We start from the raw sequence: 16,078 nt of genomic DNA, 5'->3' as shown, positions 1-16,078 counted from the left end.
GCCGACGCCGTGGAGCCGGTCACGGCCCCCGGGGCGGCGGCCGGCCCGACGACGCACGCGGTCCGGCGTGTCGACACCCTGCGGGCCCGCTGTGGGCCGTCCGGGTGACAGCGGCATCATCGACCCCGCCACGGCCGGCGGGTCAGGTCAGCAACTCCTCCAGCGCGGCGGCGAAGCCCGGCGGCAGGTTCATCTCCCCGCCGAGCGTGCGGCGGTACGTCGCGTCCTTGGTCGCGGTCAGCCCGTCCAGCCGCAGGGAGGGAAGGGCGGCCGGGCCTTCCGCCAGGTCGGCGGCCGCCCCGCCGATGACCGGCCCGCTGGGGACGGACCGGCCCGCTCTGAGCAGCGGCAGGCGGGGGCGGAGTTCGGCGCCCGTCGGCTCGATCTCGTCCAGGGCCAGCCGCCATCGCGGCCCGGCCTCCCGGGCCTCGGGCAGGGCCCGGCGGGCCCGGTCGGCGGTGCCGGGCAGGTCCGCCAGCGCCTGGGTGAGGAGCCGGGCGGCCTCGGCGAGGGTGAGGGCTCCCACGACGGGGTCGGCCGACGCCTGACGCAGATTCACCGCCCGGCCGGCCGGCAGCCCCCGCACACCGGTCTCCAGCTGCCCGCCCGGGGTGAGATCGTCCATCAGCGCACGGGTACCGTAGCGCGCGTGGCCCGCGATCACGACCAGGCTCAGATCGCTGTCCCGGGCGTCGATCAGCGTGCTGTACGCGTCGCCGCCCGCCCCGGCCACGACGATGAGATCGGCCCGCGCGCCCGCCCGCAGCGAACCGAGGGCGGTTTCCCAGCGCAGCATGACGGCGGGGTTGCGGGTGGCCATGTCGACGAGGTCCCGGTCGGTGAAGACACCGCCGGCCGCCGCCGACGCCAGCCGGGCCGCCTTGAGCTCGCCCAGCAGTCCCTTGCTGCCGGACACCGTCCAGTCCGATCCCAGCGCGAGGCGTACTCCGGCCCGCCGGGCGGCGGCGATCTCGGCGGTACGGCCGTACAGCAGCAGGTTAGACAGCGGTGACCAGACCATGGATCCGCCGTGGCGGGCCAGTACGGGGAAGTCCTCGGCGAGCAGCCCGGTGCAGTGGATGCCGATCAGGTTCTCCGTGATGGCCCAATGGTCATCACGGTCGTCGGCGGAGAGTTTGAGGGCCAGGAAGTGTTCGCGGGCGTCCGTGTCCCTGCCCTCGGCGAGGTGCAGCAGCAGGCGGCGCCCCTGGTTCAGCCGTGCCAGGAACTTTCCGGCGTTCGCGGCCTCGACGTCCGCGATGCGGGTGGCCGCCTCCGGCAGGGCCGGGTCGTCCGTCGCCTCGACGTTGCGCACGACCCCCCGGTACATCCTGCGCGCGCCCGCGTTGGAGAACAGGGCGATGCCCTGGCTGGTGGTGGTGCCGTTGACGAGCGCCTTGGCCTCGACGTAGCGCACCACGGCGGGCATCAGCGCGGCGTCCTCGCCCAGGACGCGCATCGGCCCGGTGACGAGCCTGCCGTAGTCGGGATTCCGCGCCCCGCCCCACTCGGTGCGGTTGGGGTAGTTCTCGGGGACCTGCCACAGGGGCAGCACGTTGTAGGGCAGGTGGTTGTGCAGCTCGATCAGGCCGGGATAGATGCTGCCGCCGCTCGGGGTGACCGTCGTGTGCTCATGGCCGTCCGGCGGCCCGGTGCCGGCCGGTGCGACCTTGTCGATGACGCCCTCGTTGATGTAGACGACACCGTCGTCGATCACGTCGTGCCGGCCGTTCATCGTCACGACGCGGCCCCGCACCGCGAAACGCGGCCCGGCCAAAGGGTCCACCGGGGGCTCTACGGGTGGTGACATCTGCTGGTCCCTCCGCCGTGCGTACAGGGAACAGTCCTGATATGAGGTAACAATTTTCCCATGGGCGCGGCCGCCGCGCCCGCCGCGGGACCGCCCCGCGGGCAGGGCGCGGACGGGCGGGGCCGGCGGCAGGACAGGAGAAGTACGATGCACGACTTCGATCCCGGCTGCGTCGAGGAGCCGTACGCCACGCTGGCGCGGACGTTTCCCGGCACGGAGACCTATCCGCCGGACGACTTCCGTACCGAGTGGGGTCCCGTCTTCCACCGGGGGCGGCTCGACGGCACGGCCCGGGTGCTGGTCATCGGGCAGGATCCCGCGGCCCACGAGGCCGTCGTCCGGCGGATCCTGGTCGGCACGGCGGGCCGGCGTTTCCAGGGCTTTCTCGCCAAGCTCGGCATCGAGACCAGCTACGTCATGGTCAACACCTATCTGTACAGCGTCTACGGCCAGCAGGCGGGCAACGCCCACGCGAACGACCCCGACATCGCCCTGCACCGGCACGCGTGGCTCGACGCGCTGACGGCGAACAATCCCATCGAGGCCGTCGTCGCGCTGGGCCGGCTGGCGGACACCGCGTTCCGCACGTGGCGCGAGACCCCCGCGGGCCAGGCCTACGAGGGCGCCTACCAGCACATCCGGCACCCCACCTATCCCGACAGCGCCGCGTCCTCGGGGACGCCCCGGGCGGTCGCCATGGCGAAGATGCTCACCAACTGGAACGCCGCGCTGGACGCCCTGCACCCGGTGGTCACGCCGGACACCCCGGTGCCGCTGGCGCATTACGGCGAGGACCTCGACCCGGCGGATCTCGGCGAGATCCCCGAAGGGGACCTGCCCGCCGGTCTGCCGGCCTGGATGCGCGGCGGCGAGTCATGGGCGAGCCGCCAGGGTGCGACGGCGGTGGAGAAGCGGGCCACGATCATGGTGCAGATCCCGCTGTCCCAGCGCCCGTTCTGAGGCCCGCGCCCGTCCGGCCCCGGTCCGCACACCCCTGGATGGGGTGCGCGGACCGGGGCCGGTCGGTGGCGCGGGGTTCAGCTCTCGGCCGGTGCCTCCTCGGCCTCGGGTGCGGCCGCCGCCACGGCCTCCTCGGCTTCCTCGGCTTCTTCCTCCACCGGCTCGGTCTGGGCGGCGACGATCTGGAGGACGGCGGCGTCCTCCTCGACGGCCAGGGAGCTGCCGCGCGGCAGCTCGATGTCCCCGGCCCGGATGGTGTGACCGGCCTCCAGGCCCTCGATGGACACCGTCACCGCCTCCGGGATGTGGGTGGCCTCGGCCTCGACGGGCAGGGCGTTCAGGATGTGCTCCAGCAGATTGCCGCCCGGCGCCAGATCGCCCTCGGTGAGCACCGGCACCTCGACGGTGACCTTCTCGCCCTTCTTCACGGCCAGGAAGTCCACGTGGACGAGGAAGCCGCGGATGGCCTCGCGCTGTACGGCCTTGGGGATGACCAGTTCGCTCTTGCCGGCGACGTCGAGTCTGAGCAGGACGTTCGGTGTCTTCAGGGCCATCATCAGCGAGTGGCTGTCGAGCGCCACGTGCTTGGGATCGGCGCCGTGCCCGTAAATGACGCCGGGGACCTTGTTGTCACGACGGGTGCGACGGGCGGCACCCTTGCCGAAGTCATTACGCAGCTCGGCGCTCAGCTTTACCTCAGCCATGACGCACTCCTCGTGTTCGGACTGTCAGGTGACCGTCACCCGCCGCGGCGGGCCTGGTACGAGGGGTGCGCCGACAACGGTCGCCGCACCCCATGAGTACGGCCTCCCGCGCCGAGCAACGCCGCGAGTTTACCCAGCCGGGGCACCGCATGATCCAACCCTGCTCCATCCGGCCGAACCGGCGCGTCGGAGGGGGCGGCGGCCCCGCCGACAGTGCTTTCCGCCGCCGCGTTCACCTCGGGGCGCCGGGCGGGCTGACGGCCTCGCGGTGCTCCGGCGGGCGGGCGAGGGCGTGGAACTCCTCGAAGGGGGCCAGCCGGTCCGCCAGCGGCGCCGCGTCCCCGCTCCAGGACAGTTCGCCCATGACGTCGGCGACGGCCCGCGCGAGGGCCCGGGAGGCGAGCGTCGGGTACAGCGTCAGCGCATAGCCCATCTGCTGGAGTTCGGCGGCGGTCGGCGGGGGCATGGCGCCGGGGCTCGCGTCCGCCATCGCCGGGATGCCGCGCCGGGCGGTGATCTCCTCGGTGATCCGGCGCATCTGGTGTGCCGAGGCGGGGTTGGCGACGCAGATCGCGTCGGCGCCCGCGTCGACGCACCCGTGGGCACGGGCGAGGGCCTCGTCGATCCCGTGGGCCGCCACGGCGTCCGTACGCGCCATGATCAGCATGTCCGGGTCCCGGCGGGCTGCGACGGCGGCCTCGATCCTGCCGATCAGCTCCGCCGCCGGCACGACCGTGTCGTCCTCCGCCTCCCCCACCGCCTCCCCCACCGTCCGGCCGCGCTGCCGCCGCGCGGGCCGGTCCGCCAGGAACAGGCCCGCGGCGCCCGCGCTCTCGTACTGCCGTACCGTCCACGCCACGTGGGTGGCGTCGCCGTACCCGTCGTCCGCGTCCGCGAAGACGGGCACGCCGACGGCGTCGACGGTCCGCCAGACGACGTCCGCCATCTCCCGCGCGCTCAGCAGCCGGGCGTCGGGGCGGCCCAGCAGTGCCGCCGCGCTCGCGGCCCCGCCCACGCCGACGGCCTGGAATCCGGCGCGCTCGATGATGCGGGCGCACAGCGGGTCGTGCGCGATCGGCACCATGAGCATCTTCGGGCCGGCGAGGTGGGCGCGGAAGCGCTGCCGGTTGTTCATCGGTGTCTCCTGACTCGCTGCCCCCAGTGTGAGCGCGGTTCGCCGCCCGGGCCACGCGGATGGCTCCGCCTCCGTCCGGCCACGGGCGAGCGCCCGCGTCAGCGGCTCTCGTCCAGGCCGGTCCGGGCGCTGATCCGGGCGTGGGCCCGCGCCAGCGGGGCGGGGGTCCACCAGTTGGCGCGCCCCGCCACGGTCAGACAGGCCGGCACGAGAACCCCCCGCACCAGGACCGCGTCGACGAGCACGGCGACCGCGAGGCCCGTGCCCAGCAGCTTCAGCAGGGTCACCCCCGAGGTGGCGAGGGCGCCGGTGACGACGGCCACGGCAAGGGCTCCCGTGGTCACCAGCCGGCCCGTCCGGGCGACGCCCTCCACCACAGCCTGCCGGTTGTCGCCGGTCAGGGCGTAGTGCTCCTTCACCCTGGACAGCAGGAAGATCTCGTAGTCGATGGCCAGTCCGAACGCGATGACGAACATCAGCAGCGGCATCGTCATGTCGAGCGTCCCGGTGACCGTGAACTCCCCCACCGCCGCGCGCAGATGGCCGTCCTGGAAGACGTGCACCATCAGCCCGAAGCTCGTGCCGAGGCTGAGCGCCCCGACCACCAGTGCCTTCACCGGCAGCAGCACGCTCCCGGTGAGCAGGAAGAGCATCGCCCACGTCGTGACGGCGACGATCCCGGCCGCGAGCGGCAGCCGGCCGCGCACCGCGTCCCGGGTGTCGGAGAGGTAGGCCGCGCGCCCGGTGACGAGCCGTTCGCCGGGGGCGGGCAGCGAGCGCAGCCGCTTCACCAGGTCCCGTCCGGCCCGCGATTGGGGGTCCTCGGGGCCGGTCACGGTCAGTACCGCGCCCGGCCCGGGCGGTGCCGCCACCCGTACCCGGTCCCCTCTCGCGGCCCTGGCGGGCCCGTCGGGGCCCGCCCAGAGCGCCCCGCCCGTCGGCGCGGGCACTCCGACGACGCGTGCGACGGACGGCAGTGCCGCCACCCGGCGTTCGTACGCCGACAGTGCGGCCCGGTCGCCCGCGACGTCGACGTCCGGGAGGACGACGGTCAGATTCCGTTCGGCGCGGGAGGTGAAGCCCTCGCGGATGGCCTGGGACGTCCGGTGCGCCTCGGTGTGGGCGGGCAGTACCCGCTCGTCCGACAGCCCGAAGTGCACGTGCGCGAAGGGCGAGGCGAGCAGCAGGAGGGCCAGTGCGCAGCCGCCGCCGTAGAACACCGGGCGCCGGGTGACGACCCGGGCGACGGTCCGCCAGGCCGGACTGTCCGCCCGTGGTGCCCGCGGGCGGTTACGGTGCCGGCCGCGCGGCGCGGCGAGCGGGTCCCAGCGGTCGACGCGGGTGCCGAGGAGGTTCAGGACGGGCGGGACGAGCAGCACGGCGGTGGCCGCGGCGAGCAGGGCCACCGCCATCCCGGCGCAGGCCATGGACCGCAGGAACGGCAGGGGCAGCACCAGGAGCGCCGCCATCGACAGCGCCACGGTGCAGGCGGAGACGGCCACGGTGTGCCCCGCCCGGCGCGCGGTGCGTTCGACGGCGGCGGCCACGGGCTTGCCCGTGCGCAGTTCCTCGCGGTAGCGGGTGACGAGCAACAGCCCGTAGTCCACGGCGAGTCCGAAGCCGAGCGCGGTGGCGAGGTTCATGGCGAAGACCGACACCGGCATGGCGTAGCTGAGCAGCCGCAGCAGGGCGACCGTGCCGACGACGGCCACGACGCCGATCACGAGGGGGACGAGCGCGGCCACGAGGGAACGCAGCGCGAGCACCAGGATGAGCAAGGTGAGGGGGGCGGCGACGAGTTCGGCGCGCACCAGGTCGCGCTGGCTGACGCGCCCGGCTTCCACGCTGACCCAGGCGGGTCCGGTGGCCTGGACGCGCAAGGCCCCGTGGTGGCCGGTGAGTTCGGGCACCAGGGTTCCGGCGGTGCGTGCCGCGTCGCGGTCCGCGCCCGTGAGGTCCGCCGTGACCAGCGCCAGCGTGCCGTCCTCGGACCGCAGTGCCGGGTCCGTTCCGGCCGCGCCGCCCGGCCAGTAGGAGCGCACCCCGCCGACCCCGGGCGCGCGCGCCAGCCGCAGGGTCAGTTGTCGCCCTTCCGCCCGGGCCCGAGCGGTGTCGAGGCCGCCCTCGGCCCGTACGAGCAGCACGAGGTCGGGGCTGCCGCCGCCGAAGCGGTCGGCCAGCAGCCGGTTGGCGCGTTCGGACTCGGTGCCGGACGCGGTGTAGCCGCCGTTGGCCAGCCGCTCGGGGGTGCCGAGGCCGGCCACGCCGAGCAGCACGGTCACCACGAACGCGAGGGCGGGCACGAGCCAGGCCCGGCCGCGCCCATTGCGCCCGGCGGGGGCGGCGCGGCCCGCGGCCCCGGGCCCCCTGGCGCTCGGGGGGCTCGGGGCCGGGGCGGTGTCGAGGTCCTGGGAGCTCACGCGGCCCGGAAGAACAGCACGGCGTTCTGGCCGCCGAAGCCGAACGAGTCGCTGATCGCCGCCTCCATGCGGTGCGGCCGCGGCGTTTTCGTCACCACGTCCAGGTCCATTCCGTCGCCCAGCCGGTCCAGGTTGGCGGTCGGCAGGACGAGCTGTCGCTCCAGCGACATCACCGTGCACGCCGCATCGACCGCGCCCGCGGCCCCGAGCGAGTGCCCGATGGCGCCCTTGACGGACGTCACGGGCGGGGGCGTGCGGAACACCTTCGACAGCATGGCGGCTTCCACGCGGTCGTTCAGGGGCGTGGACGTGCCGTGCGCGTTGACGTGGTGCACCTCCGACACGTCCGCGCGGGCGTCGGCGAGCGCGGCGAGCACCGCGCGCCGGGCGCCGGCGCCCTCCGGGTCCGGTCGGGTGGGGTGGAAGCCGTCGCTGGAGGCCCCGTAGCCCGAGACGTAGCCGCGGATGCGCGCGCCGCGGGCGCGGGCGTACTCCGGCCGTTCCAGGACGAGGACGGCCGCCGCCTCGCTCAGGACGAATCCGTCGCGGTCCGCGTCGAACGGCCGTGACGCGCCCGCCGGGTCCTGGCGGTTCTCCGACAGGGCCCCCATCCGGTAGAAGGCGGCCGAGCCCATGGTGCTGCGCGCGCAGTCGGCGCCGCCGGCGATCGCGATGTCGCAGGCCCCGATCCGCAGCAGGTCGCGGGCGGTGCCGATGGCGGTGGTGCCGGCCGCGCAGGCCGTCGAGGTGGTGAGGCAGGGGCCCAGCGCCTGGAGGTCGGTGGACACCTCGCCCGCGACCATGTTGGGCAGCGAACGCAGCAGGGCGGTCGGCGAGATGGCCTCCACGCGCCCTTCGGCCAGGTTGCGGTACTCGACGTCCCAGCGGTCGCCGCCGTTGCTGGCGCAGCCGAGGACGACGGCCACCCGGGGGCCGTCCCAGGTGTCGGTGTCCAGCGCCGCGTCGGCGACCGCCTCCCGGGCGGCGACCATCGCCAGGTGGATGAACCGGTCGTTGCGCCAGGTGATCCGCTTGCCGAGCAGGGCTCCGCCGTCGAAGTCGTGGGCCCCGCAGGAGAAGTCGACCGGCAGGCCGGCCAGCCACGGGTCCCGGGCGCCGAATCCCACTCCCTCGCACAGCCCGTCCCAGGTGGCCTCCCGGCCCAGCCCCGCCGGCGTCACCATGCCGATCCCGGTGACGGCCGCGTCCGAGGCGCTCACCGCGCGGGCCCCGCCATCGCCACCGGCTGGTCCCCGACCGGGGCGGCGGCCCGCCCCCGGTCGGGGCGGCCCGCCACGAGCCCGTCGAGGTACGCGGCGGCCTCGCCGACGGTGGCGTCGCCGTGTTCCTCGGGCAGGGTCACGTGCAGCCGGTCCTCGAGCATGGTGATCAACTCGACCCTGGCCAGCGAGTCGACTTCGAGCTGCTCGAACGTGGCGTCCGGGGTGATCTCCTCCTCGGGGATACCGAAGTGCTCCGTGAGCAGACGGGCCATCAGGTCATACGCGGGTTCCATCGATCGCTCTCCTCGATCGGAGCCGGACACCGGACCACGGCGCGTTTGACGTATCAACTATCTGATGCCATAGCGCTATATTCCGGCTATTTGTCCGACGCAGCGTCACCCGCGGGGGCGCCGCCGGTCCACCGACACGCGCGCCGTCGGCAGGGGTATCACCCGTACTGCCGACGCCACGACGTGTGTCCGCGCACCGCACGGCCCCGGCCCGTCCCGGCCTGCCGGCGGCCTAGCCCTGGGGCGAGGCCGGCACGGCGGCCAGGTGCCCGCGCAGCGCCTTGATGACGGCCGGGGCCTGGCTGCTGAGGTAGAAGTGCCCACCGGGGTAGACCTGCATGTCGAACGCGCCGGTGGTGTGCCCCTTCCAGTCCTCGGCCTCGTCGAGGGAGGTCCTGGGGTCGTCGTCGCCCACCATGACGGTGACCGGGCAGCGCACCGACGCGCCCGGCTCGCTGCGGTAGGTCTCCACCGCGCGGTAGTCGGCGCGGATGGCGGGCAGGACCATCCGCAGCATCTCCTCGTCGCCGAGCACCCGGGTGTCCGTGCCGCTCATCTCGCGCAGCTCGGCGACGATGCCGTCGTCGTCGCGCCGGTGGACGTTCTCGTAGCGGTAGCGGGAGGGCGCGCGGCGGCCCGAGGCGACCAGGCGCGCGGGGCCCCGGCCGTCGCGTTCCATGCGGCGGGCCACCTCGAACGCCAGCAGGGCGCCCATGCTGTGGCCGAAGAACACCACCGGGCGGTCCAGCCAGCCGGCGAGGGCGGTGTGGACCTGTTCGGCGAGTGTCGCGATGTCGTCCACGCAGGCCTCCCGGCGGCGGTCCTGGCGCCCGGGGTACTGGATCGCCAGGACATCGGCGTCCGGCGTCAGCGCCGAGGCGACGGGCAGGAAGAAGCTCGCGGAACCGCCCGCGTGCGGGAAGCAGACCAGACGCACCGGTGCGTCCGGGGCGGGACGGAAGTTCCGGCACCACAGCGTGTCGTCCACGGGTATCTCAGCCATGCTCGTCCTTCGTCTCGTTCATTTTCGGCGCGATGCCACTATCCGTGCGGCGGCCGAGCGGGCACAAGACCGCACCGCACCGTGCAGGAAATCTCTGGGCGTTTCCCTTGCCCTTCGGCTGCCCTTCCACGGCCCTTCCCGCGCTTACCCCGGGTTCGCCCACGGACGACAGCTCGGCCACGGCGGAGAACCGTCGGGTATTTATGGCCCGAAAGTTCCGCCGTGGCCGAGCTGTTTCGGCCGGATGGCCGGCCGGTCGACGTCAATCCTTTATGGGGGTCACTTGATGAATTCCTCGACAACCTTCGGCGGCCAGGTGCCCACATTGAGCACCCCCATGGAGTAGGCCCGCGAGACGAGGGCGGCCCGGTTGGGCACCTTGAGCTTCCGGAGCAATCCGGTCACGTGGTACTCGACGCCCTGCCGGCTGAGGTAGAGCCGTGAGGCGAGCGGGACCGTGGAGATCCCGGCGGCTATGCCCTCGAGGATGCGTGCGTCTATCTCGGTGAGAATCTTCTTCCGGTTGGTGACCACCCCGGCGTCATCGGATCCTTGGGTCTGGGGCATCAGCACCAGGATCGACGCATCCTCGGGCGTACCACCGCGGACGGCGATGGCCGTCAGCGGGCTGGCGAAGGCCGAGTCCTCCTGCCGCACCCCGACCACATGGGTGGCGAAGCGCTGCCGCTTGCCCTCGACCAGCCGCGAGAACTGGCGCATCAGCGGCTGCTGCACGCTCGGGTGCACCAGCTCCTGGAAGCTGCGCCCGCACACGTCCGCCGAGGAGGCGCCGAACTGGCGGAAGAACTCCTGATTCGCCTGTCGGATCGTCAGGGTCGGATCGAGGGAGGCCATACACAGGCCCGGCTGGTCGAACTGCGGCTGGCCGACCCCAGGGTCGTCCGTGTATCCGCGAGTAACGCCCGGTACCAAGTCTGCAAGTAAGGAATTAGCCACGAGCCTGCCAATCTTTCAGGTTCCGCAGAGCGTTCAGAACCACGCGCTAGAAATGCGTCAGAAAACCGATGGCCGGGCCTCGTTCGGAATGCCCTGGACTGCCCGGCTCCGGAACCGCACAGTAGAGAGATTCGAGGAGGCGCGTCAACGTCATCCGGGCCCACACGACTAAGCCTGCGGTTTGTGCTTCCGAAAGGGTTCGGTTGGTTCGGTCCAATGCCGGTGTTTCGGTGGTTCGGTACGGTCCGCCCGCGGCGCCCGGGGGCCGGGCCGGTGCCCCCGCTGGTCGGTGCCCGGGACCGGCGCCGGTTCCACGGGCCGCCCGGCTCGGCGAAACACTAAGGACATCATTGGACATCCGCCCGCATGGTTGACGTCCCGGGGCGATCGCTGGTCTTCTACGCCCGGCACGGCCGACCCCCCTCATCTCGAAGATCAGGACTCGACGCATGGACATAGTGGGTAACGGATTCCTCGCCGGGAGTCTGCGACCGATAGCCGACCGCCACCCGGGGACCGTGGCGCTCGCGGCCGGGGTCTCCTGGGCCTCGGGGACCTCCGACGCCGACTTCGCCCGTGAGGCCGCGCTGGTGCGGGAGACCGCGCTGCGCTGCAAGGCCGACGGGCGGCGGCTGCTGTTCTTCTCGACGTCCGCGACCGGGATGTACGGGGCGGCGGAGGGGCCCGGGCGGGAGGACCGGCCCGTGGCGCCCTGCTCCCCTTACGGCGCGCACAAACTCGCCCTCGAGGAGCAGCTGCGCGCCACGGGCGCCGACCATCTGATTCTGCGCCTGAGCCATCTGGTGGGCCCCGGCCAGCCACCGCACCAGCTACTGCCCACGCTGGTACGGCAGTTGCGGGGCGGTGTGGTCCACGTCCACCGTGCCGCCACCCGCGATCTGATCGATGTGACCGACACGGTGACCGTGATCGACCGGCTGCTGGCGCTGGACCTGACGGCCGAGACGGTCAACGTCGCTTCCGGTGTCGCGGTCCCGGTCGACCAGATCGTCGACCACCTGGAGCGGAGCCTCGGCCTGACGGCCCGCCGCGAGTACCGGGAGACGGGCAGTCATCACACCGTCTCCATCGACAAGCTGCGGGCCCTCGTCCCCGAGGTGGACCGGCTGGGCTTCGGCCCGGACTACTACCGTCGCGTCCTGGACGTGTTCAGCTGGGAGTTCCGGGGCGACGCGGTCACGACACGGCTCTGAGGTCAGGGACGCTTCGCGAGCAGGTTGAACACGCTGCCGCCGACGAAGACCGGTGCCTGCGACACAGTGACCTCGAAGCCGAGGCCGGCCAGCTCGGCGACGATCCTGCCGAGCCGGCCGTCGATGTCGTGCACTTCGAGGAGCACGCGCTGGATCCGCGGCCAGAGCCCGGCGTCGATGCCGCGCAGCACCTCCAGTTCACCGCGCTCCACGTCGATCTTCAGCAGACCGATCCGCTCGATGCCGTGCTCCTTCACCACGGCGGTCACCGTGGTCACGTCGACGGTGACCGTCTGCTTCTCGCCGAAGGCGCTGAGCATCAGCTCCCGGGCGTCCCCGGGCACCTCGGTGTTGTCGACGAACGCCGTGAAGTTGCGCAGGTCGTCCTCCGGGTCGGCGTGCAGGGTCGACGTCGAGGAGTTGAAGGGGTGGAAGGTGAGCTCCGCGGTCCCCGCCTCGCCGCCCACCGCCTGGGGGAACGCGGTGCCGGTCGGGACGTGCCGGGTGACGTTGTCCGCCAGGCAGGCGTAGGTCACGGGGGCGGGTTCGAACGACAGAATCCGGGCACCGGGGGCCTGTTCGGCGAAGCGCATCGAGGCCAGGCCGATGTGCGCGCCGATGTCGAGGATCACATCATCGGGGCCCAGCCCGGCGGACGCGCGCGCGTACGGGGAATCCCCGGCGATCTCCCCCCAGAGCGTGACCGTCTCCATGGGGTGGATACCCAGGACGGACCGGCCGTCGGGGAGGTCGCACTCGACGGCGGACTGGCCGGGCCGGCCGGGCTGCTCGGTCATCAACGGGGCTCCTTGTGAGGATGGGGGTGCGGCCGTCCGGCCGCACCCCGGGGTGACGGGGGTGGTTCGGGCGTGCATCGAGGGCGGACGGGGTCAGAGGAGTCGCCCGAGCCCGGCCACGACCTCGGAGGGGGCGGGCATCTCCCGCATGGCTTCCCGCAGTTCCCACGCCCCCTTGGCGTAGCCGGGATCCGTCAGCAGCTCCTCCAGCGCGCCCCGCAGGCACACCGGGTCGTTCTGCCCCGCGGCGTCGTCGATCATGATGCCCGCCCCGGTCGCGACCAGCTGGTCGGCGTGCCCGAACTGGTCGGCCATCTGCGGCAGTACGAGGTGCGGGAGCCCGGCGTGCACGGTGGTCAGGACCGTGCCCGAACCCCCGTGGTGGACGACCGCGTCGCAGGTCTCCACGAGCAGGTGCAGCGGCACCGGGTCGGTCATGCGCACATTGCCCGGCACGGCTCCGATCTCGTCGCGGAACGCCCCGGGGACCGTGGCGATGGCCTCCACGTCCCGCAACCCCTCGAAGGCCCGCAACAGGCCGCGCATGAAGGGCACGCCGTGGAGCGCGAGCGTACGGGTGCCCAGGGAGACCACGACACGCCGCTTCCCCGGGGCCGACGGCCGCTCGGCACGGAGCCAGGAGGGCACCTCGCCACTGCCGTTGAAGGGCACGTAGCGGATGGGGAGGGCCTGGAGGAGTCCGGGCAGTTGCAGGTCCGGGGGGCAGGGGTCGAGCTGGATACCGGGGTCGGGCAGCTCGTCGAGGCCCAGGGCCCGGCAGGAGTCCCGCAGCGCGATCCGCGCGGCCGCGCGCACCGGCTCGGACACCGCGTCGACACCGAACCGGTGGTGCAGGACCGGGACGCCCAGCAGGCCGCCCACCACGAGGGAGTTGAACTCCATCGGGTCGGCCACGATCAGGTCGGGGCGGTACGCGCGGGCGAGCTCCAGGTAGGCGGGGAGTACGCGGTCGCTGTGGTCCTTCCAGACCGGGGGGAAGTGCTCCAGGTGCGCGGGGTCGAGCCGGCCCCACAGCTCGATGGGGCGCTTGCCGGGCACCAGCATGCTGTGGAAGACGTCCTCCATGCCGAACCGGTCGCCGATGCTCACGGCGTTCAGCCCGGCCTGCCGGGCGACGCCCATCACGTCCGGCTGCCCGACGACGAGGAGCTCGTGACCCGCGGCGCGCAGCGCCCAGGCCAGCGGCACCAGGGGCATGAGGTGGGTGACGACGGGGCTCGGGATGATCAGGACCCGCAGGGGGGCTCCTCGGTCCACGGTGCTCACTTCGCTTCCTCCTGCGGCTTGGACACTTTCCACCAGCCGGGGTTGTCCCGGTACCAGCCGACCGTGTCGGCGAGACCGCGCTCGAAGGGCGTCAGCGGGACGTATCCCAGCTCGTCCCGGATCTTGTCCTCCGCGATGGAGTAGCGCAGGTCGTGTCCCTTGCGGTCGGCGACGTGGCGGACCATGGACTCGTCGGCGCCGCACAGCTCCAGCAGCCGCCGGGTGATCTCGACGTTGGTGTATTCGTTGCCGCCGCCGATGTTGTAGACCTCACCGGACCGCCCGCTGGTGAGGACGAGCTGGATGCCCCGGCAGTGGTCGTCGACGTGCAGCCACTCGCGGATGTTGTGGCCGTCCCCGTAGAGGGGGACGGTCCGGCCCTCCAGCAGATTGGTGATGAACAGCGGGATGAGCTTCTCGGGGTGCTGGTACGGCCCGTAGTTGTTGGAGCAGCGGGTGATCGACAGGTCCAGGCCGTGCGTCTTCCAGTACGAGCGTGCCACCAGGTCGGAGGCCGCCTTGGAGGCCGCGTAGGGGGTGTTGGGTTCCAGCGGCCACTCCTCGGTCCAGGAGCCCTCGGCGATGGAGCCGTACACCTCGTCGGTGGAGACGTGCACGACGCGCTGGACGCCGCTGCGCAGACATGCTTCGAGGAGGTTCTGGGTGCCGCAGACGTTCGTCCGGATGAATTCCGCGGCGGCCGTCAGGGAGCGGTCGACGTGCGACTCGGCGGCGAAGTGCACCACGGCGTCGTGCCCGGGCAGCAGATCGAGCAGGAGCGGCAGGTCGTTGATGTCACCGCGGACGAAGGTCATGCGGGGGTGCGTGGCGGGCAGGTTGTCGCGGTTGCCCGCGTAGGTCAGCTTGTCCAGGACGGTGACGCGGGCGTCCTCGTAGCCGGGGTAGCCGCCGTCCAGGAGCGTACGGACGTACGTCGAGCCGATGAAGCCGGCCGCGCCGGTGACCAGGAGCCTCATGCCACCACCTCGACGCGGGCGTGGCAGCCGACGACGATGCGGTGGCGGTCCGCGCCCACCTCGGTGGCGTCGACGGTGGCCGAACGGCCGATCAATGAGCCGTGCAGACCGCGTACATGGGTCACCGTGGCACCTTCCAAGGTGATGGAGTAGTCGATTCTGGTGTGGCGCAGCACGCAGTCACGGCCGAGGGCCGTGTACGGGCCGACGCGGCTGTCCTCCACGAGGGTGCCCGCGCCGACGATCGCCGGGCCCTCGATCCGGGAACGGACGACGCGGGCACCGGCCTCGACGATCACGGGGCCGGTCAGTTCGCTGGCGTCGTCGACCTCCCCGGCAATGGAATGCTCGATGCCGTCGAGGACCTTCCGGTTGCACTCCAGCACGTCCTCGACGCGACCGGTGTCCTTCCAGTACCCGTGGTACTCACGGGCGCGTACGTCGGCGCCGGCGGTCACGAGCCACTGGACGGCGTCGGTGATCTCCAGCTCGCCCCGGTGGCTCGGTTCGATGGCGTCCACGGCCTCGTGGATCGCGGGGGTGAAGAAGTACACGCCGATCAGCGCGAGGTCGCTGCGCGGTTCCGCGGGCTTCTCCACGAGACGGACGACCTCGCCGTCCGCTCCGAGTTCGGCCACTCCGAAGGCACGCGGGTCCGCGACCTTGCGGACGACGACCTGGGCTGCGGGGCGGTGCTCGGCGAACTCCGCGGCGAGTTCGGTGATGCCCTCGGGAAGCATGTTGTCCCCGAGATACATCACGAAGTCGTCGTCACCGAGGAACGGCCGGGCCACCGAGACGGTGTGGGCGAGGCCGAGCGGTTCCTTCTGTTCGATGAAGGTCAGCCGCACGCCGAAGCGGGAACCGTCGCCGAGGACGGCCGCTATGTGCGGCCCCCGGTCACCGACGATCACTCCGATGTCAGTGACGCCCAGCTCACGGATGGTCTCCAGCACATGCTCGAGAACGGGCTTGTTGGCGATCGGTATGAGTTGTTTCGGCATGGAGTAGCTGAACGGTCGCAGACGGGTTCCCGCCCCGCCCGACAACACCAGAGCCTTCATGGAAGGTCCTTTCCTCGCGATACTGAAGGGCTTCAGGCCTTGACCGCATTTCGACCGCACCGAACACCTCGGGTCGTCCCTTCCTTCGATGTCTCGTGCCACCGGGTCACATCAGCGCGACGGCCACCCCATTTCAGAGGATCGGGAGTGGGAAAATTGCTAGTTTCCGCGCCCTTCGGTCACGGATCCGCATACGGCCGCCCGGCCGGGGACATCCCCGGCCGGGCGGGCCGG

At 72.4% G+C, this 16,078-nt stretch carries 14 protein-coding genes; 2 read left to right on the top strand and 12 right to left on the bottom strand.

Translation table 11 applies throughout. The annotated features are described in order from the left end of the window. Positions 1-142: 142 nt before the first annotated feature. Positions 143-1,810: an amidohydrolase family protein gene (locus JO379_RS31130; RefSeq protein ID WP_130880359.1), complete on the bottom strand. Its 1,668-nt coding sequence runs from the start codon at positions 1,808-1,810 to the stop codon at positions 143-145. A gap of 147 nt (positions 1,811-1,957) precedes the next feature. On the opposite strand from JO379_RS31130, the gene JO379_RS31125 reads away from it, so the two are divergent. Next, positions 1,958-2,770 carry a uracil-DNA glycosylase family protein gene (locus JO379_RS31125; protein ID WP_130880358.1) on the top strand — a complete coding sequence of 271 codons (813 nt, stop codon included), beginning with the start codon at positions 1,958-1,960 and terminating at the stop codon, positions 2,768-2,770. 77 nt (positions 2,771-2,847) lie between these two features. On the opposite strand, the gene JO379_RS31120 is transcribed toward JO379_RS31125, so the two are convergent. The 7 genes from JO379_RS31120 to JO379_RS31090 all read right to left on the bottom strand — a co-directional run bounded on the left by JO379_RS31120 (position 2,848) and on the right by JO379_RS31090 (position 10,481). Continuing rightward, positions 2,848-3,474, bottom strand: coding sequence for a 50S ribosomal protein L25/general stress protein Ctc (locus tag JO379_RS31120; RefSeq protein ID WP_209518071.1), 627 nt, complete (start codon positions 3,472-3,474; stop codon positions 2,848-2,850). Positions 3,475-3,706: 232 nt separating this feature from the next. Then, positions 3,707-4,609 carry an isocitrate lyase/PEP mutase family protein gene (locus tag JO379_RS31115; protein ID WP_209518069.1) on the bottom strand — a complete coding sequence of 301 codons (903 nt, stop codon included), beginning with the start codon at positions 4,607-4,609 and terminating at the stop codon, positions 3,707-3,709. A 98-nt stretch (positions 4,610-4,707) separates the two neighbouring features. After that, on the bottom strand, positions 4,708-7,029 hold the full coding sequence (locus JO379_RS31110; protein WP_130880355.1) for an MMPL family transporter: 2,322 nt from the start codon (positions 7,027-7,029) through the stop codon (positions 4,708-4,710). After that, complete coding sequence (locus JO379_RS31105; RefSeq protein WP_372449123.1) at positions 7,026-8,249, bottom strand: beta-ketoacyl-[acyl-carrier-protein] synthase family protein; 1,224 nt, start codon at positions 8,247-8,249, stop codon at positions 7,026-7,028. The genes JO379_RS31110 and JO379_RS31105 overlap by 4 nt, the downstream gene beginning before the upstream one ends. Further along, entirely contained in the window at positions 8,246-8,545 is a 300-nt protein-coding gene (locus tag JO379_RS31100; RefSeq protein WP_130880354.1) for an acyl carrier protein, read from the bottom strand. The genes JO379_RS31105 and JO379_RS31100 overlap by 4 nt, the downstream gene beginning before the upstream one ends. A 232-nt stretch (positions 8,546-8,777) precedes the next feature. Beyond that, positions 8,778-9,548 carry a thioesterase II family protein gene (locus JO379_RS31095; RefSeq protein WP_209518067.1) on the bottom strand — a complete coding sequence of 257 codons (771 nt, stop codon included), beginning with the start codon at positions 9,546-9,548 and terminating at the stop codon, positions 8,778-8,780. A gap of 279 nt (positions 9,549-9,827) precedes the next feature. Beyond that, positions 9,828-10,481: a PAS domain-containing protein gene (locus JO379_RS31090; RefSeq protein WP_372449122.1), complete on the bottom strand. Its 654-nt coding sequence runs from the start codon at positions 10,479-10,481 to the stop codon at positions 9,828-9,830. Positions 10,482-10,954: 473 nt separating this feature from the next. Between JO379_RS31090 and JO379_RS31085 the strand changes: the two genes are divergently transcribed. Continuing rightward, complete coding sequence (locus JO379_RS31085; protein ID WP_209518065.1) at positions 10,955-11,719, top strand: NAD-dependent epimerase/dehydratase family protein; 765 nt, start codon at positions 10,955-10,957, stop codon at positions 11,717-11,719. Between the two features lie 2 nt (positions 11,720-11,721). Here JO379_RS31085 and JO379_RS31080 read toward each other — a convergent pair whose 3' ends face one another. From JO379_RS31080 to JO379_RS31065, 4 genes are all read right to left on the bottom strand, one after another. Continuing rightward, entirely contained in the window at positions 11,722-12,516 is a 795-nt protein-coding gene (locus tag JO379_RS31080) for an FkbM family methyltransferase (RefSeq protein ID WP_130880350.1), read from the bottom strand. Between the two features lie 93 nt (positions 12,517-12,609). Next, entirely contained in the window at positions 12,610-13,803 is a 1,194-nt protein-coding gene (locus JO379_RS31075) for a nucleotide disphospho-sugar-binding domain-containing protein (RefSeq protein ID WP_307842193.1), read from the bottom strand. Continuing rightward, entirely contained in the window at positions 13,800-14,780 is a 981-nt protein-coding gene (rfbB, locus tag JO379_RS31070; RefSeq protein WP_209518063.1) for a dTDP-glucose 4,6-dehydratase, read from the bottom strand. The genes JO379_RS31075 and rfbB overlap by 4 nt, the downstream gene beginning before the upstream one ends. Continuing rightward, entirely contained in the window at positions 14,777-15,844 is a 1,068-nt protein-coding gene (locus JO379_RS31065; RefSeq protein WP_130880348.1) for a glucose-1-phosphate thymidylyltransferase, read from the bottom strand. The genes rfbB and JO379_RS31065 overlap by 4 nt, the downstream gene beginning before the upstream one ends. Between the last annotated feature and the right edge of the window lie 234 nt (positions 15,845-16,078).

The organism is Streptomyces syringium (assembly GCF_017876625.1).
Classification (GTDB): domain Bacteria; phylum Actinomycetota; class Actinomycetes; order Streptomycetales; family Streptomycetaceae; genus Streptomyces; species Streptomyces syringius.
This window is presented reverse-complemented; position numbering and strand designations above follow the sequence as displayed.